Origin of the sequence: Micromonospora sp. HM5-17 (assembly GCF_003762835.1) — a bacterium.
Taxonomy (GTDB): Bacteria; Actinomycetota; Actinomycetes; order Mycobacteriales; family Micromonosporaceae; genus Plantactinospora.
In genome coordinates this window covers 873,606-893,616 of record NZ_RJWA01000003.1, presented here as the reverse complement: position 1 = coordinate 893,616, position 20,011 = coordinate 873,606, and the positions used below count along the sequence as shown (strand labels likewise).

Below are 20,011 nucleotides of genomic sequence, written 5' to 3'. Positions count from 1 at the left end.
TTGGCTCCGGGAACCTGGCGGCGGGGTCACGGCTCCGTACCACCGGCGGGCCGCCGAGGGACGGCGGCGGACGCGGGAAGACCGGTGACATGATCGTGCGTACCGACAGCGGGCAACCGGATCCGGCTACCCTGGGCCGGGTGAGCGCTCGCCCGTACCCCAGATTCAGCCGCCGGCGCGCGGCGGTCGCGCTCTGTGCGGCGGCCGTGCTCCTCACCGGTGGTTGTGCCTTCGGCGAACCGGAGCCGGACCCGGCCGGCGAACCGCCGAGATTCCCCACCCCGTCCGTCACCCCGACCGCGGCCGGCGCCGAGCAGCAGGTCGCGGCGACCGTTCTGGCGAAGGGGCTCCGGGTGCCCTGGGGGATCGCGTTCCTGCCCGACGGCGGGGCGCTGGTCACCGAACGGGACACCGGGAAGATTCTGAAGGTCGGCCCGGAGTCCGACCCGGACGGTCTCAAGGTGACCACCGTGCAGACCCTCGACGAGGTCGACGCGGCCGGCGAGGGCGGGCTGCTCGGCATCGCCGTGTCGCCGACGTACGAGAAGGACCAGACCGTCTTCGTCTACTACACGACGGCCGAGGACAACCGGATCGCCAAGCTCACCCTCGGCGGCGAGCCGACGCCGATCGTCACCGGCATCCCGCGGTCCGGGATCCACAACGGCGGACGCCTCGCCTTCGGCCCGGACGGCTACCTCTACGCCACCACGGGCGACGCCTCCGAGCGCGGACTGGCCCAGCAGAGGAAGAGCCTCGGCGGCAAGATCCTGCGGATGACCACCGAGGGCAAACCGGCGCCCGGCAACCCGTACCCGAACTCCCTGGTCTGGTCCCTCGGCCACCGGAACGTGCAGGGGATCGCCTGGGACGGCAACGATCGGCTCTACGCCACGGAGTTCGGGCAGAACCGTTGGGACGAGATCAACCTGATCCGTCCGGGGCAGAACTACGGCTGGCCCGAGGTCGAGGGAAAGGCCGACCGCGGCGGCAGCCGGGACGACAGGTTCACCGATCCTCTGGTGGTCTGGCCCACCGCCGAGTCGTCCTGCTCCGGCGCTGCCGTCGTCGAGCGGGTGCTGGTGGCGGCGTGCCTGCGCGGCGAGCGGCTCTGGCTGGTCGAGCTGACCGCCGCCGGTGGGGTGCTGGGGCAGCCCCGGTCGATGCTGACCGGTGAGTACGGTCGGCTCCGCACCGCCGTCGTCGCACCCGACGGATCGCTGTGGATCTCCACGTCGAACCACGACGGTCGGGGCAAGCCGGCGCCCGACGACGATCGCATCATCCGGTTGGTCTTCTCCGGCGGTACGGCCGGCCGAAGCTGAGCCTGACTGGCATACGGCGCGTTTTGTCGGCCCGGTTCGGGGCAGGTGATGATCTGACCATGCGCTGGCGGAGGAACGACACCCGAACCCCCGGGGGCGACACGCCCTCGGCGGTCCGGCGGGCCCTGCGGTCCGGCGTACGCGGCGTCCGGGGCGTGCTCACCTCCACCGCCAGCCGCCGGATCGGGACCGGGCTGGCGGTCCTCGCCGTCACCCTCGCCGGGACCGTCCTCGGGGTCCTGCTCGGCGGACGCCAGGAGACCGACATCGGCCCGTTCCGGGCCGAGATGGCGATCACCCCCTCGGTCGACGGCGGCACCACGGTCGCCATCCCGCCGCTCGGGGCACTCCACCTCGACAGCCACACCGGCCTGGCTCACCTGTCGGTCCGCCTGGGCGCGCTCGACCAGCGGCGGACCGAGGCGTTGATCGACGATCCGGCCAGCATCACCCGGGCCAGCCAGACCGCGGTCAGCGACGTGACCAACGGGGTCATCCGGGTCGGCGTACGGACGCTCGCCGTCTCCGTCCTGGCCACCCTGGTCCTCGCGGCGCTGGTCTTCCGCCGCGTCCGGCGGGTCGCCTGGGCCGGCACCCTGGCGCTGCTGATCACGGGCGGGAGCCTGGGCGTCGCCGCGCTGTCGTTCCGGCCGGACTCGATCGAGGAACCGCGCTACGAGGGGCTGCTCGTCAACGCCCCGGCGATCGTCGGCGACGTGCGGCGCATCGCCAACGACTACGGCCGGTACGCCGACCAGCTCCAGCGGATGGTCGGCAACGTCAGCCAGCTCTACACCACCGTCTCCAGCCTGCCGATCTTCGAGCAGACCCAGGGCAGCGTACGGATACTGCACGTCTCGGACCTGCACCTGAACCCGGCGGCCTGGCAGGTGATCCGGACCGTGGTCGAGCAGTTCAAGATCGACGTGGTCGTCGACACCGGCGACATCACCGACTTCGGCAGCGAGCCCGAGGCCTCGTTCGTCGGCTCCATCAACCTGCTGAAGGTGCCGTACGTCTTCATCCGGGGCAACCACGACTCGGCCGCCACCGCCGCCGCCGTCGACCGGCAGCCGAACGCGGTGGTGCTGGACAACTCGATCGTCACGGTGGCCGGGGTGACGATCGCCGGCATCCCTGATCCCCGGTTCACCCCGGACAAGGAGACCTCGCCGCCCGGCTCCGGCGCCCTGCCGGAGACGGTCGCGCAGGTGACCGGGGCGGGCGCGCGGCTGGCCGAGACGATCCGGGCGTCCAGCCAGCCGGTCCACATCGCGATGGTGCACGACCCCGCCTCGGCCGATGCGCTCTCCGGGGTGGTTCCGCTGGTGCTGGCCGGGCACACCCACAGTCGCGAGGTACACGACCTGCCCCCGGTGCCGGGCGCGCCTCCGACCCAGCTCCAGGTACAGGGCTCCACCGGAGGGGCGGGGCTCCGCGGGCTGGAGGGCGACCAGCCCACCCCGCTGGCGATGTCCGTCCTCTATCTCGACGAGGAGCGACGGCTCCAGGCGTACGACGACATCCGGCTCGGCGGCACCGGCGAGGCGCAGGTCAACCTTCAGCGGCACGTGGTCAACAAGGGGGAGCCGCCCACCCCGACCAGCCCCACCGGGTCGCCGGCGACGCCGACACCGACCCGGTGACCAGCCCGGCGCGACGGCACCACCGGTGACCGGCCCGGGCGTCGGTAACGCGGTGATCGGCCGCCTGTCCGGTGACGCCGGCGCCGACCGACCCGGCGCTGTGACGATCCCGCGCCGGCGACCCGGGCGCTGACGAGCCGGCGCGGGCGGCGCGGCGCGGGCGGCCGGTCAGCCCTCGACGCCGAGGCGGGAGAGGATCAGCGCCCGAACGGCCTTGGCGTCGGCCTGGCCCCGGGTGGCCTTCATGACGGCGCCGACCAGGGCACCGGCCGCGGCGATCTTGCCGTCTCGCACCTTGGCCGCGATGTCCGGGTTGGCGGCGATCGCCTCGTCGACGGCGGCGGTCAGCGCCCCGGTGTCGGAGACGACCTCGAGCCCGCGGCTGGTCATGACCTCGGTCGGCGAGCCCTCGCCCGCCACGACCCCCTCCAGGACCGTACGCGCCAGCTTGTCGGTGAGCTTGCCCGCGTCGACCAGCCCCTGCAGTTCGGCGACCTGGGCCGGCGTCGCGCCGACCGCCGACAGCTCGACGCCCAGCTCGTTGGCCCGCCGGGACAGCTCGCCCAGCCACCACTTGCGGGCGGCCGCCGGTGTGGTGCCGGCGGCGACGGTCTGTTCGATCAGCTCCACCGCACCGGCGTTGATCACCGACTGCATGTCGTGGTCCGACAGACCCCACTCCTGCTGGAGCCGCCGACGGCGCATCCGGGGCAGCTCGGGCAGGTTCGCCCTGAGCTCGGCGACCCAGGCCGGGTCCGGGGCCAGCGGCACCAGGTCGGGCTCGGGGAAGTAGCGGTAGTCGGTGGCCGTCTCCTTCGACCGGCCCGCGGTGGTGTCCCCGGTGTCCTCGTGGAAGTGCCGGGTCTCCTGGACGACCCGACCGCCGCTGTCCAGGACGGCGGCCTGGCGCAGCATCTCGGAGCGGACCGCCCGCTCCACCGAGCGGAGCGAGTTGACGTTCTTGGTCTCCGTCCGGGTCCCCCACTCGGCGGAGCCGACCGGCGCCAGCGACGTGTTGACGTCGCAGCGCAGCGAGCCCTCCTCCATCCGGACGTCGGAGACGCCGAGCGAGCGGATCACGTCCCGCAGCTCGGTGACGTACGCCCGGGCCACCAGCGGGGCCTTCGCCCCGGTGCCGACGATCGGCTTGGTGACGATCTCGACCAGCGGGATGCCGGCCCGGTTGTAGTCGACCAGGGACTCGGTCGCGCCGTGGATCCGGCCGGTCGCGCCGCCGACGTGCAGGGTCTTGCCGGTGTCCTCCTCCAGGTGCACCCGCTCGATCCCGACCCGGACCGTCTCGCCCTCCACCTCGACGTCCAGCCAGCCGTCCGTGCAGAGTGGCTCGTCGTACTGGCTGATCTGGAAGTTCTTCGGCATGTCCGGGTAGAAGTAGTTCTTCCGGGCGAACCGGCACCAGGTGGCGATCGTGCAGTTCAGTGCGAGGCCGATCCGGATCGTCGCCTCGACCGCGGCCCTGTTGGCGACCGGCAGGGACCCGGGCAGGCCGAGGCAGACCGGGCAGACCCGGGTGTTGGGCTCCCCGCCGAAGTCGGTCGGGCAGCCGCAGAACATCTTGGTCCGCGTCCCCAGCTCGACGTGAGTCTCCAGGCCGATCACCGGGGCGTAGCGCTCGACGACCTCGTCGTACGAGGGCAGGACGGTCGTGCTCATCAAGACTCCAGCTCTCGGGTGGCGGCCGGCCCCCGGTGGCATCCGGACATGACGTGTCCCAGCCTAATAGCTCGGTCGGCTGGGCCTCGTCCGGGATTCGCCGCCGGCGGCCCGTCCGCCGGGGCTCGACGGACGCGGCCTCCGCCGCCCGGTCGGGCGGTCAGCTCGGGCAGCCCGGCGGTGGGCAGGCGACCGCGAGCCCGGTGCCGCCGACCAGGATGGCGAGGAGCACCGCGCAGATCAGCGCGGCCGGCAGGCCCCACCGGACGACCCCGAGCAGCCGTGCCGAGGCTCCGGCCGGCCCGGCGCCGGTGCCCGGATCGGCGCCCCGCGCGGGGCCGAGGAGCCGCCCGGAGACGAGCGGCCACCAGGCGGCGGCCACCAGCAGCAGCCCGACGCCGACCAGCAGCCAGCCGGACGCGCGCCACACCGGGTGCGTCCAGAGCAGCTGTGGCGCGGTCGTCACGGCGATCCCGGCCGCCCCGGCCAGCCCGAACCGCCAGCCGACGCGGGCGGTACGCCCGGTGTGGTGCAGGACGGCGGCGACGAGCACGATCCCGGCGATCCCGGCCACGACCGAGACGAGCTGACCGAGCGTGACCTCGCCCGGGCCACCCCGGGCGAGCGCGTCCACCCCCGCGAGCAGCGACATCACCCCGGCCAGGCTGCCGGACGCGACCAGCGTGGCCGGCAGCAGCCGACGGCGCCGACCGACGTCGCCGTCGGAGCGACGGCCGGCGGCGAGCTCGGCGGCGTACCGGGCGGGCTCGCCGAACGCCTCGACCGGGTCCGCGTCGGAGCCGGCGCAGTACGCCTCGACCTCGGCGAGCGCCTCCCGGACCTCCCACCTCGGCAGCCCCCGCCGCCGGGCCTCGGTACGAAACACCTCCCGCCAGTCGTCGCGGGCCGCCATCGGACCTCCTTCGCGCGACGGGCCCGGTACCCGCCGCCGTTCCGACACGGTAGCGTCCGGCCGCGCGGCCACGCCGACCCCGGTCCGCCCGCACCCGCCGCTCGGCGTGGCCCGAAGCGCCGTGCGTGGTCGACGCGTGCGGCGGCGTCGCCGGGGTGATCAGGCGGTCAGGGCGTCCCGGAGTTCGCCGGCGCGACGCCATCCCAGTCGGAACGGGCCGGTGAACTCCAGCCACGACCCGTCCCGGAAGCTCACCCGCAGCCGGCCGCCGTGCAGCCGGTGCCACCGCCGCCGCGCCCCGGCGACCTCCGTCCGCGGTACCGACCAGAGCGGCTTCAGCTTCGCCGCCGCCAGCGGCCTGTCGGCCCCGCCGAACGGCCAGGCGGCCTTCGGGCGGCCGATCCGTAGCACCATCAGCCGCCGGTCGGTGACCACGGCGAGCAGCGGGACGCCGGTCGGCACCGCGCGCAGGAAGTCGGCGGCGACCGAGTCGAGCCGTCCCCGGGCCGCCCGTCCGAAGAGGAGCCGGACCAGCCAGTCGGTCGGCCCCCCGCCACCGATGCTGTCGAGGAACTCCACTCCGCCCAGCGCGGCCCCGGCGACGGTCATCGCCGCCACCCGCGCCCCGTCGCCGGACTCCGGCCGCGGCGGCGGGGGCGGGGGCGCCGGCGCCACCCCGCGCGGGCGGGTGACCTCGCTGAGCGCCAGGATCCGCTCGCCCGGCTCCAACCGGGGCGCGACCGCGCCGTCGTACCGCTGTCGGTGGTCCATGACGTCCGCCGATCAGCCCAGCGGGAAGTCGTCGGCGGCGCTGCCCAGCACCTCCCGCATGGAGTTCTGCAGCCGGGTCGTCGCCTCCCGCTGGGCACGCTGGATCGTCGCGGTGATCTCCGCCCCGAGCTCCTCCGGGCTGTATCGCATCGCCCGCGCGCCGATCTCGACCCGGCTCACCCGGCCGGCGTGGTCGGCGGTCACCCGTACGGCACCGTTGTCGCTCGACACCTCGACCGGCTGGGACCGGAGCTCCTCGACCCGGCTGTTCAGTTTGAACTGCAGGTCGTCGAGGCTGTTCGCGAGCTGTTCCAGCCGCTCCAGCGCGGGGTATTCCACGTCGCTCCCTCCTTGGGCGCCGCCGCCCGGGCGGCGGTGTCACGGTCGTCCGGGCCGCTCAGGTCAGCGAGTCCAGCAGATCCTGGGCGCTCTTCGCGTACGGGCCGATGTCGTTGCGGTAGGTACCGTCGGTCGCGTAGTTGCGGTCCTTCCGGCCGTCGCGGATGTCGTACAGCCCGATCGCGGTATCCAGCGCCGCACCGCCCTTGCCGCTCAGGTTCACCGGCGACACCTTGTTGAAGGCGAAGCGCGGCAGGCCGACCTTGAGGGCGTACTCGGCGCGGAACGCCATCCCCTCGGCGCTGCGCCCCTTCGCCTTCCACAGGCTGTACTGCTTCTTGAGCTTACGCAGCTCCATGACCCGCTGCCGGTAGGCGGTCAGCAGCCGCTTGACGTCGTCGAGCTTGCGGGCGAGCCTGACGAGGATCCGCACCAGCTTGCTCACGATCCGGGCCCCCCGGCCGAGCGTCATGGCGAGCCGGGCGAGCCACCGGACGATGAAGGCCGCGATCGACGCGCCGAAGCTGAGGAACGCCGCCGCCGCGGCGATCAGCGCCTCGATCAGGAACGCGGTCAGGAACTCGAAGATCAACTCGCAGAGCAGGTTGAAGGCGTCCACCGCCGCGTTCGCCGCCTCGACCAGGACGTCCTTGGCCGCGGCGAGACCCTGGGCGAGCTGCCGGATGCTCTCCTCGACGTTGCCCAACCCGGTCTGGAACGCCTCCTGCGCGGGGCCGCCCCAGGCCGGCGGCTGGAGCCGGGCCCGGTCGCGCGCCTGCTCGGTGGCGATGGCCAGGACGTCGTTCGACGCGGCAAGGCACCGTTCGGCGCCACGCATCAGGTCGTCCGGGTCGCCGGCGACCTGCTCGAGCAGCTGCTCGAAGGGCGTCAGCACGGTCCGGGTGAAGCCCTGCAACGGCTCCGGCACCGATGCGACGAACTGCTCGAAATAGGTCTTGCTGCGTTGCAGCGCGACGGCCGTCACTCAGCCATCCCCCCTCGTGGTCTCGTACGCGTGATGGTGGTCTCCGGAAGCCCGGCGGGTGCGGGCCTCCAGGGGGACCGGACCGGTCGACCGGCCGCGTGCCGTGGCGGGCCGGACGTACGGCGGGTACGGGTGGTCGCCGACCGCGACGTCGCCGGTCAGCCGCCCGTACCGAACCGCCCCTGGGCCGCGGCGTCGCTGGCCAGATACGCGTCCCGCTCGGCGAGGATCGCCTCGGCGATCACCTCCATCACCTCCGCCCCGTCCGCGAGCGCCTGCAGGCACTCGTCGAGGCACGACTCGTACTGGTCCCAGAGGGTGAAGGAGGCGGGCATGATGCCGAACGACGAGCGCCCCACCGCCCCGTCGCGCAACCGCCCACGGATCTGGTCGAAGTCGTCCGCGCGTCCGTAGCTGGTCTTGGAGAACGCCTCCAGGGCCGCCGGGTCTACGGTGAAGCCGTCGCCAGTCATGGCCTTGGACGATAGTGGATCACCTGGCGGCGGGTGATCCCACCCACCTCGTCCAGCGCAAACAGATCATGTTTCGAGACCTCGCCTCACCGAGCGGAACCGCCAGACTGCTTGGGGTAGCCGCCCGCCGGGCGGTAGCCAAGATCGGTCAGGGCCTTCCGGGTGTCGGCCCACCACTTCTGGTATGCCGGTACCAGACGCAGCCGATCAAGTGACACGAGTTCACCGAGCTGCCCATAGTGGTCGCCAATCGAGCGGCTGACCCGGGCCAGCACCTGGTTCAGCACTTGCTTCGGATCCTCGATGCGTTCCACGTCCTTCGGATGCGAAGGCAGCCCCATCGCCGTGTCCGTCCAGCGCACTCCCAGCGCCCGACGCAGCCCCTCACCGTCCGCGAGCAACCACGCCTCCGTCTCCCGCACCGGTACGACGGTGACCAACCGTTCCGGGCGCTCCCCCCACGCCCGGCGGAGCGGCCTCAACCACTCGTCCTCCACCCGCTCGATGCTTGTCCCCTGGTCGTGGTGGAAGAAGATGATCGAAAAGCTGGCCTGGTTGCGCTCGACCAGTCTGATGACGTCCGGAAGCCCGCTGGGCCCCTTGCGATCACGAAGCGGCTGCACGTCTGCCACCTCGACCGGGTCGTCAAACTCCGTACAGCAGAGTTCCGTCAGCGCCCGCCCCAGTAGTCGCGGAAGAAACTGATCGTCGGTCACTCCCTCGGAAATCAGCGCAGAGGTGAGATAACGCATCAGCCAGCCAACTCCGCCAGCACCTCGAACTCGGCAATCTCCATCGGGCTGACCACCTTGCCGACGTCGATGATGTCATCGATTCCGAGCTGTCGCCTTCCGCTGATCGCCCGGTGTCGAGTGACCCGGCTACGCGGTTCACCCCGCCGGACCCGGGTCACCACATCCAAGAAGACCGCGTCGCTACGGAGCCCGGACTCGACCGGTTCCAACGCCCGTAGGATCGCCGGCGAGTGGCTGCTGAGGAGCAACTGCGTCAGCGCTCCATGACCGTTCTCCCGCTTGGTGTCGAGAGCTCGGGCGACCAGGGTTCGCAGGTATTTCACGAACTGTGCCAACCGCTGTGGAAAGATGCCGTTCTCCGGCTCCTCAAAGCAGATCAGACCCGCGCCGCGCGGGTCGTACAACGCGGCGAGCAGTGCCATCGCACGCAGCGTGCCGTCGGAGGCGACCCGGGCGGAAAAGGGCGCCTCATCCCTGGTCAGGACCTCGACCTGCCGCTGGCGGCGTGCGCTGTCCTCGTGCAGGTGCACCGCGACCACTCCGGGAATCACCTCGGCGAGATCAGCCGAAAGATCGTTCAACGCGCCGTCCGGCCGGTCGTCGGTGCCGGTCTCGTCCGCGAGACGCCGTAGGGCGTTGGCCAGATGCGCGCCGTTCGGCGACAACACGTCGGGATCGTCGTACGAGTCGGCAGCCCGCAACGCGCTCGGATCAAGATGCAGCAGGCGCCAGGACTGCAACTCCCGCTTCAGCGCATACAGCAGTGGAAAGTCGGTCGCCGTCGTGAGACTGGAGAGCACGGTGGCAGTCGCCGCCGTCGCGGGCAGCTTGCGTTTCCGGCCCTGATTACCCTGCTGCCTGATGCTGAACAGCGGTCGTCCCTGCTCGTCGCGCTCGGTTTCCAACAGGTCCTCGGCGCCTCCGCTGTAGACGGCCAACCGTCTGCGCCGCGCCCGATCCGCTTTCAGCCACGCGTCGTCGGACTGCCGGATCCGACGCGCGGCCTCCCGGACGACATACGGCCGCATGGTGCCGCTGTGGCTGGTCGACCTTAACTCGATCGTCAGCTCGTACCGCAGCCGGGAATGGTTGACCTCGGCCGTGTCACCGAAAGCATCGGTGACGGACCGGTCGAGCAACACCTCGACCGCGAACGACATCTGGTTGACCTGGCTGCCATCGACGTACCGGTGAAAGACGTCAGTCAGATCCCCCCGCATGGCCTGGGTGGCGTCCAGTACCGGCTCACCGGCCAGCCGGCTGAGGAACTGGATGGCGTCGAACAGGTTCGACTTTCCGGCGGCGTTACGGCCGACGATCACGAGAAAGGGCGGGACGTCCAGCGCGAAGTCGCGGAAGGACTTGAACCCGTCGATCTCGATCCTCGTGAGCATCCCACCACCTAGAGTTCCGGCGGGGTGAGGGTGCCGACCGCGGACTCCAGGGCGGCGGCGACCCGGTACATCCGGTCGTCCGCCATGGTCGGGGCCATGATCTGCAACCCCACCGGCAGCCCCTCGGAGAGGCCGCACGGCACCGAGATGCCGGGACCGCCGTAGAGGTTGGTCGGGATGGTGAAGAGATCCGCCAGGTACATCTGGTACGGGTCGGAGGTCCGCGAGCCGAACGGGAAGGCGACGAACGGGGTGGTCGGCGAGATCAGGACGTCGACCTGCTCGAACGCGGCCGTGAAGTCGCGGGTGATCAGGGTACGGACCTTCTGCGCCTGCCCGTAGTACGCGTCGTAGTAGCCGGAGGAGAGGGCGTACGTGCCGATCATGATCCGCCGCTTGACCTCCGGGCCGAAGCCGGCGGACCGGGTCAGCGACATGACCTCCTCCAGCGACCGGCTGCCGTCGTCGCCGACCCGCAGGCCGTACCGGACGCCGTCGAACCGGGCCAGGTTCGAGGAGCACTCGCTCGGCGCGATCAGGTAGTACGCCGGCAGCGCGTACCGGAAGTGCGGGCAGGAGACCTCGACGACCTCGGCGCCGAGCTTGGTCAGCGCGTCGACGGCGTCCCGGAACGCGGCCATCACCCCGGGCTCCGCGCCCTCGCCGGAGAACTCGGTGACCAGGCCCAGCCGGACCCCGGAGAGGTCGCCGGTGGCACCGGCCCGGGCGGCGGCGACCACGTCCGGCACCGGCTGCGGGATCGAGGTGGAGTCGCGCGGGTCGTGCCCGCCGATCGCCGCGTGCAGCAGCGCCGCGTCCAGCACGGTCCGGGCGCAGGGGCCGGGCGTGTCCAGGGAGGACGAGAAGGCCACCAGGCCGTACCGGGAGGTGCCGCCGTAGGTCGGCTTGACGCCGACGGTGCCGGTGACCGCGCCGGGCTGCCGGATCGAACCGCCGGTGTCGGAGCCGATCGCCAGCGGTGCCTCGTACGCGGCCAGCGCGGCGGCGCTGCCACCCCCGGAGCCGCCCGGGATGCGGGTCAGGTCCCACGGGTTGCTGGTCGGCCCGTACGCCGAGTACTCGGTCGAGGACCCCATGGCGAACTCGTCCATGTTGGTCTTGCCGATGATCACCGTGCCGGCCTCGCGCAGCCGCTCCACGATCGTCGCGTCGTACGGAGGGCGCCAGCCCTCCAGGATCTTCGAGCCGCAGGTGGTCGGCACGCCCTTCGTGGTGAGCACGTCCTTGACCGCCACCGGCACCCCGGCCAGCGGGCCCAGCTCCTCGCCGGCGGCCCGGCGGTCGTCGACGGCGCGGGCCGCCGCGAGCGCCCCCTCGGCGTCCACGTGCAGGAACGCGTGTACGCGGTCGTCGACGGCCGCGATCCGGTCCAGGTGGGCCTGGGTCACCTCGACCGCGGAGACCTCGCCGCGGGCGACGAGCCCGGCGATCTCGGCCGCCGTCATCCTGGTCACGTCGGACATCGTGGTCACGCCTTCCCTTCCGCAGCCGATCCGTCCTCGCCCCGGGGGCTGGGTGGTTCGTCCTCGTCCAGGATGCGCGGCACCCGGAACCGGTCCTCCTCCCGGTCCGGTGCTCCGGAGAGCGCCTCCTCACGGCTCAGACAGGGCTGCACCACGTCCTCACGGAGCACGTTGGTCAGCGGCACGGAGTGCGAGGTGGGCGGGATGTCGGCGGCCACCACCTCACCGACCCGGGCGACGGCCTGGAGGATCACGTCGAGCTGGCCGGCGAAGGTGTCCAGCTCCTCCTCGGTGACGGCGAGCCGCGACAGCCGCGCCAGGTGCGCGACCTCCTCGCGGGAGATGGCGGACATCGGTGCCCCCTTCGTGCCTAACGGTGTCGCGGCTCACGCCGTACGCTCCGGACGGAGCCGGACACGCGCGCCCTGACCCGAGCGAGTCTATGTGTCAGCTCCCGCGGCGTGTCTCCGACTCCCCGACCCCGTACCGGGCCTCACTCCACACCCGGCAGGAACCCGTCGGACGACCCGGCCGGCACCGACGCCGGGGTCACCGCTCCGGTGGATCCGGGCTCCGACGCCGCCGAGCCCGCCGCGTCGGGCCCGGAACCGGCCGACCCCGCTGCCCCGGGCCCGGCCCGGGACCCGGTCGCCGGATCGGCCCCGGGGTGGTCCGAAGCCGCCCGGTCCCGCGGGCTCTCCTGGTGCACCGGGTCGGTCCCGGGGTGATCCGGCTCCGCCCCGGCGCGCCCCGCGTGGACCCGACCGGCCGGGCCGCCAGGCGGGGCGGACGGGGTCGCCCCGGTGGGTCGGACCGGCCGGTACCGGGCCAGCCAGGCGACCAGGTCCTCGGCCGGCATCGGCCGGGCGAAGAACCAGCCCTGCGCGACGTCGCACCCGGCCGCGTGCAGCAGCCGCCAGGTCCGCTCGTCCTCCACCCCCTCGGCCACGACCCGCAGCCCGAGGGCACCGGCCAGCTCGATCACAGACCGGACGATCGCCGCGTCGTCGGCGTCGGCGGCCATCCCGAGGACGAACGACCGGTCGACCTTCACCTCGGCCAGCGGCAGCCGGCGCAGATGCTGCATCGAGGAGTACCCGGTGCCGAAGTCGTCCAGGGCGATCGCCACGCCGATCCGGTGCAGCCGGGTGATGGTGGCCAGGACCCGGCGCGGATCGGCCATCAGCGCCCCCTCGGTCATCTCCAGTTGCAGCCGCGACGGCGGTACGCCGTACCGGGCGAGTCGTTCGGCGATCTGGTCGGCGATCTCCCCGGTGTGCAGGTCGCGAACGCTGACGTTGACGGCGGCGCGCAGGTCGATGCCGGCCGCGGCCCACTTGGCGAGCTGCTCCACCACGTCGTCGACGACCCGGCGGGTCAACAGCCGCATCACCGCGCTCTGCTCGGCGACCCGGATCAGCTCCTCCGGATCGACCATGCCGCGGCGGGGATGACGCCACCGCAGCAGGGCCTCGACCCCCACCACCTCGCCGGTGCCGATCTCGATCTGCGGCTGGTAGTAGAGGGTGATGTCCCCGACATCGGACCCGCCGGCGTCGTCACCCCGCGGGCCCGGGCCGGCGGCGACGCGGGACGGGCCGGCTCCGGTGCCCGGATCGGGCCCGGTGCGGACCGCGCCGGCGCCACCGGCGCCCGGATCGGCTCCGCTCGCTCCGCCGGTCTCCAGCACCCGGCGCAGGTCGGCGAGGAGGCTCAGCCGCTCGGCGGAGTTGTGGTCCGACTCGGCGACGTAGACCGCAACCGGGTCGCCCCGGTGCTTGGCCTCGTACATCGCGACGTCCGCGTGCCGCATCAGGGTGGCGAAGTCCGCCCCGTGGTCGGGGTAGAGCGCGATGCCGATCGAGCCGCCGACGTCAAGGGGCAGGCCGTCGAGCGGAACCGGCTCGGCGAGCGCGCCGACCACCTGGTCGGCGAGCCGGCGGGCGTCGTCGACGCCGGTCAGCCGGGTCGCCACGATCGCGAACTCGTCCCCGCCCAGTCGGGCGATCACCGTCCCCGGACGGACGACCGCGGTGAGCCGCCGGCTGACCTCGACCAGCAGTCGGTCCCCCACCGCGTGCCCGAGGGCGTCGTTGACGTGCTTGAACCGGTCCAGGTCGAGCAGGAGCAGCGCGAGCTGCCGCCCGCCGGCGGCGTCCTTGCCGGCCAGTTCCGCGTGCACCGCCACCTGCGCGGTCACCTCGTCCAGCAACGCCTGCCGGTTGGCCAGCCCGGTGAGCGGGTCGAGCCGGGCGAGTTGCTCGCGTTCGGCCGAGAGCCGGGCCATCCGGGAGACCGCGTACAGGGGAAGCACCAGCATCGGGATCAGGGCGGCGCTGGTGCGGGCCGCCGCGACCAGCACCGGCCCGAGCAGCAGCAGGGAACCGGTGGCGAGCAGTTCGAAGCCGAGCCCCTGCCGTACCCGGCTCCACCACCGGCCGCCGAACCGGAGCCGGACGGCGGTGGCGACGAGACCGTGGTTGACCGCCAGCCAGGCGGTCCCGGCGCCGACCACGAAGGCGACGTCGAGCAGGCGCAACTGGTCCGCCGCCCCGGGCCGCTGGCCCGGGGTGAGCCTCAGCACCAGGTCGGCGGCGGCGAGCGAGCAGGCGTACTGGGCGATGTTGAAGACGGTACGCCAGACGGCGTACCGGATCCGCCACCCGGAGACGACGACGGCGGCGGCCTGCACCGCCACCGCCGGCCCGAGGCCCCACTCCAGGGCGACCGCGAACGTGAAGCAGATCGACGGGAAGACCGCCATGCTCTGCCTCTTGGCGTGCGGGCTGAACGGCCGGGCGTCGAAGACGACCGCGAGAGCGGCCATCAGCCAGAACGCCAGCGGCAGCCGGGGCAGCTGGGCGGGAAGCGTGGCGAGCGCGGCGGCGCTGACCGCGGCGGCCAGTCCGACGACAGTCCAGACGAAACCGAAGAACGGCGCCGTCCGACCAGGAGGGACGGAGTTCCGCAGCGCGGCGGCCTCCATGGAACCTCCCGAGCCTCTCGGTCCAGGGCGCGGCCGGGGTGCCGCGCGTGCGCCTCCCATGAAACGCCCTGACCCAGTCCGCGCGGGGGCGACAGACACGAATCGGGCCTAGTCGTGACTAACTTGAAATACGCCGCATCTCACGCGCTGCGCCCTGCTAACTCAGAGCATATATATCAATTACGAATCGTTACTGACAGCCACCCTGCGCGCCGCCTCCGGCCCCTCCGTCAGCAGGACCTGGAAGCCTTCCTCATCGAGGATAGGCACTCGCAACGCCACCGCCTTCTCCGCTTTGGATCCGGGGTTCTCGCCGACCACGACAAAGTCGGTCTTCTTCGACACCGACCCGGTCACCCTCCCGCCCCGGGCCTGCACCTCCTCAGCCGCCCGGTCCCGGGAGTACGCCGTCAGGGTGCCGGTCACCACGACCGTCACCCCCTCCAGGGGGCGGGGCCCGGACTCGACCCGTTCCTCGGCCATCCGTACCCCCGCGGCGGCCCACTTCCGCAGCACCTCGCGATGCCAGTCGACGGCAAGCCACTCCCGCAGGCTGGCCGCGATCGTCGGTCCGACCCCCTCCACCGCCGACAGCTCCTCCTCGCTGGCCGCCTCGATCGCCGCCATCGAGCCGAACTCCCGGGCCAGCGCCTGGGCCGCGGTCGGACCGACGTGCCGGATCGAGAGCGCCACCAGCACCCGCCAGAGCGGTCGCTGCTTCGCCTCGGCGAGACTCTGGAGGAACTTCCCGGCGTTCGTGCTCAGCGTGCCGTCCTTCTTGACGAAGAAGGGCACCTCGGCGAGCCGCCGTTCGTCGAGCGTGAAGAGATCCCCCTCGTCGGCGATGACGCCCGAATCCAGCAGCGCGGCGGTCGCCTTCTCCCCGAGGATCTCGACGTCGAGCCCGTCCCGGCTGCCGAGGTGGATGATCCGCTCGCGTACCTGGGCCGGGCAGGTCCGGGAGTTCGGGCAACGGATGTCGACGTCGCTCTCCTTGGCCGGGGCCAGCGCCGTACCGCAGGCGGGGCAGCGGGTCGGCATCTCGAACGGGCGGGCGTCGGCCGGGCGCAGCTCCATCACCGGGCCGAGCACCTCCGGGATCACGTCACCGGCCTTGCGGACCACCACGGTGTCGCCGATCAACACGCCCTTGCGGGCGACCTCCCGGGCGTTGTGCAGGGTCGCCAGGGCCACCGTCGAACCGGCCACCCGGACCGGCTCGAGCACCGCGAACGGCGTCACCCGGCCGGTCCGCCCCACGTTGACGTCGATGTCGAGCAGCTTCGTGGTGACCTCCTCCGGCGGGTACTTGAAGGCGATCGCCCACCGGGGCGCCCGGCTGGTGGAACCCAGCCGGCCCTGGATCGCCACCGGATCGACCTTGATCACCACGCCGTCGATCTCGTGCTCGACGTCGTGCCGGTGCGCGGCGTAGTAGTCGATGTACTCCCGGATGCCGTCGAGGTCCGGCACCACCCGCCAGCGGTCGCTGGTGGGCAGCCCCCACGCGCGCAGCGTCGCGTACGCCTCCGACTGCGTCGTGGGCCGGAACCCGTCACGGGCCCCCAACCCGTGGACGACCATGCGCAGCGGACGGCTGGCCGTGATTCGCGGATCCTTCTGCCGCAGGCTACCGGCGGCCGCGTTGCGCGGGTTCGCGAACGGCGCCTTGCCCTGCTCGACCAGGCTCGCGTTCAGATCGGCGAAGGCCTCGACCGGGAAGTAGATCTCGCCCCGGACCTCCAACAGCTCCGGCGCCGTCTCGGGGCCCTCGGTCAACCGCTCCGGCACCTCGCGGATGGTCCGGACGTTGGCGGTGACGTCCTCACCGATCCGGCCGTCACCGCGGGTCGCCGCCCGGACCAGCCGGCCGCGCTCGTACGTGAGGTTGATCGCCAGCCCGTCGACCTTCGGCTCGCAGAGGTAGCTGACCGGGCCGCCCGCGTCCCGCTCCACCCGCTCCACCCAGGCCGCCAGCTCGTCCTGGGTGAAGGCGTTGTCCAGCGACAGCATCCGCTCGGCGTGCGGTACGGGGGTGAAGAGGGTGGAGAAGGTCCCACCCACCCGTTGGGTGGGCGAGTCCGGGGTACGCAACGCCGGATAGCGCTCCTCCAGCGCCTCCAACTCGCGCATCAGCCGGTCGAAGTCGGCGTCCGAGATCGTCGGGGCGTCCAGGACGTAGTAGCGGTACTGGTGGTCGGTGATCTCGACGCTCAGCGCGTTGTGCCGTTCCCGCACCGCGGCCGGTGGCTCCTCGCCGGCCGCGGCCTCCTCCTCGGGGCTGACCTGCTGTGGAATGACGTCCTCGGACACCGTTGACCTCCGCGATCACGCTTCTCCCAAACCGTAGCGGGGTCGCGCCCGCGGACACACCGGACCGGGATGGGCGGCCCCGCGTCGCCGTGGTGACCGGATCGCGGGCAGGCTCGGGTGGCCGGCCGGGGACCGGGCCCGCGACGGTCACCCGCCCGCCAGGGGCGGGTCACTCGTCCCAGCAGAGACAGAACGGGTGCCCGGCCGGGTCGGCGTAGACCCGGAAGCCGGGGCCACCGCCCGGCAGCCGGGTGGCACCGAGCCTCAGCACCTTGGCCTCGGCCGCCTCGATGTCGTCGACGGTGACGTCGAGGTGGAACTGCTGCGGCCGGTTCGGGTCGGGCCAGCGCGGCTCCTGCAGGCCGGGTGCCCGCTGGAAGGCCAGCCGAGGATGCTCGCCGGGCCCTCCGCCGAGCACGATCCAGCCGTCGTCCTCGTCACCGCCGTCGTACGTGATGGGCAGGCCGAGCAGCTCGGAGTAGAAGGTGGCCAGGGCCCGGGTGTCCGGACAGTCGATCACCACACTGCGCAGTTGTCCGATCATGCGCCCGATCCTGCCCGGCGGGTACGACAACAGAAAGTCAATTCTCGGCGAGCCGGCGGCCGGCCTCCCGGCAGGCGGCCAACACCGCCCGGGCGTACGCGTCGGTGGCGCCGGCCAGGCCGCAGGCGGGAGTCACCACCACCTGCTCGGCGAGCCCGGCCCTGGGGAAGCTGAGCCGGTCCCAGAGCTGGCGTACCCGGTCGGCCACCTGGGCCGACGACGGTGCGCGCCCGGACGGCGGCGGTAGCGCCGGCGCGGCACCGGCGAGGAGCCCGAGCCCGGCGTCGATCGCCTCACCGAGCGGGTCGAGCCGCTCGCCGACCTGGGCCAGGTCGAGCGCGACCCCGACCGCGCCGGCAGAGCGGACCAGCTCCAGCGGTACGTCCGGCGCGCAACAGTGCACCACGACCGGCACCCCCGCGGCGGCGATGACCGTGCGGAGCAGCGCCGTGGCGGTACCCGTGTCGACCGGCCGGTACGTCCCGAGCCCGCTCTCGGTCGGGATCCGCCCGGCCAGCACGGCCGGCAGGGAGGGTTCGTCGAGTTGCAGCAGGACCTCGGCCCGGGGCAGCCGGCGGCGTACCTGCGCCACGTGCTCCCGCAGCCCCTCGGCGAGCGACTCGGCGAGATCCCGGACCGCCCCCGGATCGCGGAGCATCCTCCCGCCGAGCGGCAGCTCGATCCCGGCCGCCAGGGTGAGCGGCCCCGCCGCCTGGATCTTGAACGTGCCGGGCAGCCCGCCGGCCTGCTCGGTCATCTGGTCCAGGTCGCGCTCCAGCAGGTCGAGGGCGCGGCGGCGATCCCGCCCCGGGCGGCGCGCGATCCGCCAGCGGGCGGCGTACAGCTCGACCGGGAGGTCGACCAGCAGGGCGGCGCTCCGGCCCACGAGGTCGGCGCCCGGCCCACGACCGGGCAGCTCGGGCAGGTGTGGCACGCCCAGTTCGCCCAGCACGATCCGCTGGGCCTCGGCCACGTCGTCGCCGGGCATCGACCCGATACCGGTCGCCGCCCCGGCCGGCCACGGCCAACGCCGCTCGTCGACCATCCGCTGCTCCCCACGCACCCGCTGCTGATCGGCCACCTGCTGATCGGTCACCCGGAAAGGCTAGTGCGGGCGCCGGACCCGACCCGCGTACGGGTCCGGCCGGCGACCGCCACGCGACGCCGGGCTCACGGGCGCTCCCGGCACCGGCCCCGAGCTGCGTCCCGGGATGACGGTGCTCGAGCCGACCGGTATCGAAGCCGGGTGTGTGTCAGGCCCCGGGCGAGGCCGCGCCGGCGGCGACCGGCGAGCGGAGCGGCGTGGCGGTGCCGCTGATGGTGGCCGAACCGAGCACGATGTCGCCGCCCGGGTCGGGCCGGTAGGCCACGATGGCCTGGCCGGCGGCGACCCCGCGGACCGGCTGGTGCAGGTCGGCCCGGAACGAGCCGCCGTCGAGCCGGACGGTCGCCGGCACCACCTGGCCGTGCGCCCGGAGCTGCACCAGGCACTCGACGGGGCCGGTCGGCGTCGGACCTCCGGTCCAGACCGGGCGCTCCGCGTACACGGTGGAGACCTCCAGCGCCTCGGCGGGGCCGACGGTGACGGTGTTGGTCTTCGGCGTGATCGACAGGACGTACCGCGGCCGGCCGTCCGGCGCGGGCACGCCGAGCGACAGCCCCCTGCGTTGGCCGACCGTGTAGGCGTACGCCCCGCGGTGGGTGCCGACCACCGCCCCGGTCTGGGCGTCGACGATGTCCCCCGGGGCCTCGCCGAGCCGCTCGGCGAGGAAGCGCCGGGTGTCGCCGTCGGCGATGAAGCAGATGTCGTGCGAGTCCGGCTTGTCAGCCACCGCCAGACCGCGCCGGGCCGCCTCGGCGCGCACCTCGGCCTTGGTCGAGTCGCCGAGCGGGAAGATCGACCGGTCGAGCTGCTCCCGGGTCAGCACCGCCAGCACGTACGACTGGTCCTTGGCCGTGTCGACGCTACGCCGCAGCAGCCCGTCGGGGCCGAGGCGGGCGTGGTGGCCGGTGACCACCGCGTCGAACCCGAGGGCGACCGCCCGGTCCAGCACCGCGGCGAACTTGATCTTCTCGTTGCAGCGCAGACAGGGATTCGGGGTACGGCCCGCCGCGTACTCGGCGACGAAGTCCTCCACCACGTCGGCGTGGAACCGATCGGCCAGGTCCCAGACGTAGAACGGGATCCCGATCACGTCGGCGGCCCGCCGGGCGTCCCGGGAGTCCTCCAGCGTGCAGCAGCCCCGGGCCCCGGTCCGGTAGGTCTGCGGGTTCCGGGCCAGCGCGAGGTGCACACCCGTCACGTCGTGCCCGGCCTCCACCGCCCGCGCCGCGGCGACCGCCGAGTCCACGCCGCCGGACATGGCTGCCAACACCTTCACCGGTCCACCTCCACCCTCCGAGCCTAGC

17 protein-coding genes are annotated in these 20,011 nt (G+C 73.0%); 2 read left to right on the top strand and 15 right to left on the bottom strand.

Annotated elements, in window-relative coordinates; translation table 11 throughout:
* Positions 1 to 140: 140 nt before the first annotated feature.
* Together EF879_RS13430 and EF879_RS13425 are read left to right on the top strand one after the other, a co-directional pair.
* On the top strand, positions 141 to 1,325 hold the full coding sequence (locus EF879_RS13430; RefSeq protein ID WP_233604415.1) for a sorbosone dehydrogenase family protein: 1,185 nt from the start codon (positions 141 to 143) through the stop codon (positions 1,323 to 1,325).
* Positions 1,326 to 1,384: 59 nt separating this feature from the next.
* Positions 1,385 to 2,971, top strand: coding sequence for a metallophosphoesterase (locus tag EF879_RS13425; protein ID WP_123558253.1), 1,587 nt, complete (start codon positions 1,385 to 1,387; stop codon positions 2,969 to 2,971).
* 168 nt (positions 2,972 to 3,139) lie between these two features.
* On the opposite strand, the gene gatB is transcribed toward EF879_RS13425, so the two are convergent.
* The 15 genes from gatB to mnmA form a co-directional block, all read right to left on the bottom strand.
* The gene (gene gatB / locus EF879_RS13420) at positions 3,140 to 4,645 is read right to left on the bottom strand and encodes an Asp-tRNA(Asn)/Glu-tRNA(Gln) amidotransferase subunit GatB (protein WP_123558252.1); all 1,506 of its coding nucleotides are present in this window, start codon (positions 4,643 to 4,645) and stop codon (positions 3,140 to 3,142) included.
* A 160-nt stretch (positions 4,646 to 4,805) separates the two neighbouring features.
* Positions 4,806 to 5,558, bottom strand: coding sequence for a hypothetical protein (locus EF879_RS13415; protein ID WP_123558250.1), 753 nt, complete (start codon positions 5,556 to 5,558; stop codon positions 4,806 to 4,808).
* Between the two features lie 159 nt (positions 5,559 to 5,717).
* A complete protein-coding gene (locus tag EF879_RS27240; RefSeq protein ID WP_158624167.1) occupies positions 5,718 to 6,329 on the bottom strand; it encodes a hypothetical protein in 612 nt (203 codons plus the stop codon).
* Positions 6,330 to 6,341: 12 nt separating this feature from the next.
* Positions 6,342 to 6,668 (bottom strand): YbaB/EbfC family nucleoid-associated protein, encoded by a 327-nt coding sequence (locus EF879_RS13405; protein ID WP_123558248.1) that lies wholly within the window; start codon positions 6,666 to 6,668, stop codon positions 6,342 to 6,344.
* A gap of 58 nt (positions 6,669 to 6,726) precedes the next feature.
* Positions 6,727 to 7,653, bottom strand: a complete 927-nt coding sequence (locus EF879_RS13400; RefSeq protein WP_123558246.1) for a WXG100 family type VII secretion target — start codon at positions 7,651 to 7,653, stop codon at positions 6,727 to 6,729.
* Positions 7,654 to 7,811: 158 nt separating this feature from the next.
* Complete coding sequence (locus tag EF879_RS13395) at positions 7,812 to 8,126, bottom strand: hypothetical protein (protein WP_123558244.1); 315 nt, start codon at positions 8,124 to 8,126, stop codon at positions 7,812 to 7,814.
* Positions 8,127 to 8,212: 86 nt separating this feature from the next.
* On the bottom strand, positions 8,213 to 8,878 hold the full coding sequence (locus EF879_RS13390; RefSeq protein WP_123558242.1) for a DUF4276 family protein: 666 nt from the start codon (positions 8,876 to 8,878) through the stop codon (positions 8,213 to 8,215).
* The gene (locus EF879_RS13385) at positions 8,878 to 10,275 is read right to left on the bottom strand and encodes an AAA family ATPase (RefSeq protein WP_123558240.1); all 1,398 of its coding nucleotides are present in this window, start codon (positions 10,273 to 10,275) and stop codon (positions 8,878 to 8,880) included. Before EF879_RS13385 ends, EF879_RS13390 begins: the two co-directional genes overlap by 1 nt.
* Positions 10,276 to 10,283: 8 nt before the next feature.
* Positions 10,284 to 11,759, bottom strand: coding sequence for an Asp-tRNA(Asn)/Glu-tRNA(Gln) amidotransferase subunit GatA (gatA, locus tag EF879_RS13380; RefSeq protein ID WP_123558508.1), 1,476 nt, complete (start codon positions 11,757 to 11,759; stop codon positions 10,284 to 10,286).
* Between the two features lie 5 nt (positions 11,760 to 11,764).
* A complete protein-coding gene (gene gatC, locus EF879_RS13375; protein ID WP_123558238.1) occupies positions 11,765 to 12,112 on the bottom strand; it encodes an Asp-tRNA(Asn)/Glu-tRNA(Gln) amidotransferase subunit GatC in 348 nt (115 codons plus the stop codon).
* A gap of 140 nt (positions 12,113 to 12,252) precedes the next feature.
* Complete coding sequence (locus EF879_RS13370; RefSeq protein ID WP_199736360.1) at positions 12,253 to 14,745, bottom strand: bifunctional diguanylate cyclase/phosphodiesterase; 2,493 nt, start codon at positions 14,743 to 14,745, stop codon at positions 12,253 to 12,255.
* A 180-nt stretch (positions 14,746 to 14,925) separates the two neighbouring features.
* Entirely contained in the window at positions 14,926 to 17,058 is a 2,133-nt protein-coding gene (gene ligA / locus EF879_RS13365) for an NAD-dependent DNA ligase LigA (RefSeq protein WP_123558236.1), read from the bottom strand.
* A 169-nt stretch (positions 17,059 to 17,227) separates the two neighbouring features.
* On the bottom strand, positions 17,228 to 17,602 hold the full coding sequence (locus EF879_RS13360; protein ID WP_199736358.1) for a VOC family protein: 375 nt from the start codon (positions 17,600 to 17,602) through the stop codon (positions 17,228 to 17,230).
* Between the two features lie 37 nt (positions 17,603 to 17,639).
* Positions 17,640 to 18,647: a methionine synthase gene (locus EF879_RS13355; RefSeq protein ID WP_123558504.1), complete on the bottom strand. Its 1,008-nt coding sequence runs from the start codon at positions 18,645 to 18,647 to the stop codon at positions 17,640 to 17,642.
* A gap of 208 nt (positions 18,648 to 18,855) precedes the next feature.
* Complete coding sequence (mnmA, locus tag EF879_RS13350) at positions 18,856 to 19,983, bottom strand: tRNA 2-thiouridine(34) synthase MnmA (protein ID WP_123558235.1); 1,128 nt, start codon at positions 19,981 to 19,983, stop codon at positions 18,856 to 18,858.
* Between the last annotated feature and the right edge of the window lie 28 nt (positions 19,984 to 20,011).

What these genes read in the sequence shown, in the direction of transcription:
- EF879_RS13425 (WP_123558253.1), top strand. Translation starts at nt 1,385, where the DNA reads ATGCGCTGGCGGAGGAACGACACCCGAACCCCCGGGGGCGACACGCCC.
- gatB (WP_123558252.1), bottom strand. Translation starts at nt 4,645, where the DNA reads ATGAGCACGACCGTCCTGCCCTCGTACGACGAGGTCGTCGAGCGCTAC.
- EF879_RS13415 (WP_123558250.1), bottom strand. Translation starts at nt 5,558, where the DNA reads ATGGCGGCCCGCGACGACTGGCGGGAGGTGTTTCGTACCGAGGCCCGG.
- EF879_RS27240 (WP_158624167.1), bottom strand. Translation starts at nt 6,329, where the DNA reads ATGGACCACCGACAGCGGTACGACGGCGCGGTCGCGCCCCGGTTGGAG.
- EF879_RS13395 (WP_123558244.1), bottom strand. Translation starts at nt 8,126, where the DNA reads ATGACTGGCGACGGCTTCACCGTAGACCCGGCGGCCCTGGAGGCGTTC.
- EF879_RS13390 (WP_123558242.1), bottom strand. Translation starts at nt 8,878, where the DNA reads ATGCGTTATCTCACCTCTGCGCTGATTTCCGAGGGAGTGACCGACGAT.
- EF879_RS13385 (WP_123558240.1), bottom strand. Translation starts at nt 10,275, where the DNA reads ATGCTCACGAGGATCGAGATCGACGGGTTCAAGTCCTTCCGCGACTTC.
- gatA (WP_123558508.1), bottom strand. Translation starts at nt 11,759, where the DNA reads ATGTCCGACGTGACCAGGATGACGGCGGCCGAGATCGCCGGGCTCGTC.
- gatC (WP_123558238.1), bottom strand. Translation starts at nt 12,112, where the DNA reads ATGTCCGCCATCTCCCGCGAGGAGGTCGCGCACCTGGCGCGGCTGTCG.
- EF879_RS13370 (WP_199736360.1), bottom strand. Translation starts at nt 14,745, where the DNA reads ATGGAGGCCGCCGCGCTGCGGAACTCCGTCCCTCCTGGTCGGACGGCG.
- EF879_RS13360 (WP_199736358.1), bottom strand. Translation starts at nt 17,602, where the DNA reads ATGATCGGACAACTGCGCAGTGTGGTGATCGACTGTCCGGACACCCGG.
- EF879_RS13355 (WP_123558504.1), bottom strand. Translation starts at nt 18,647, where the DNA reads ATGGTCGACGAGCGGCGTTGGCCGTGGCCGGCCGGGGCGGCGACCGGT.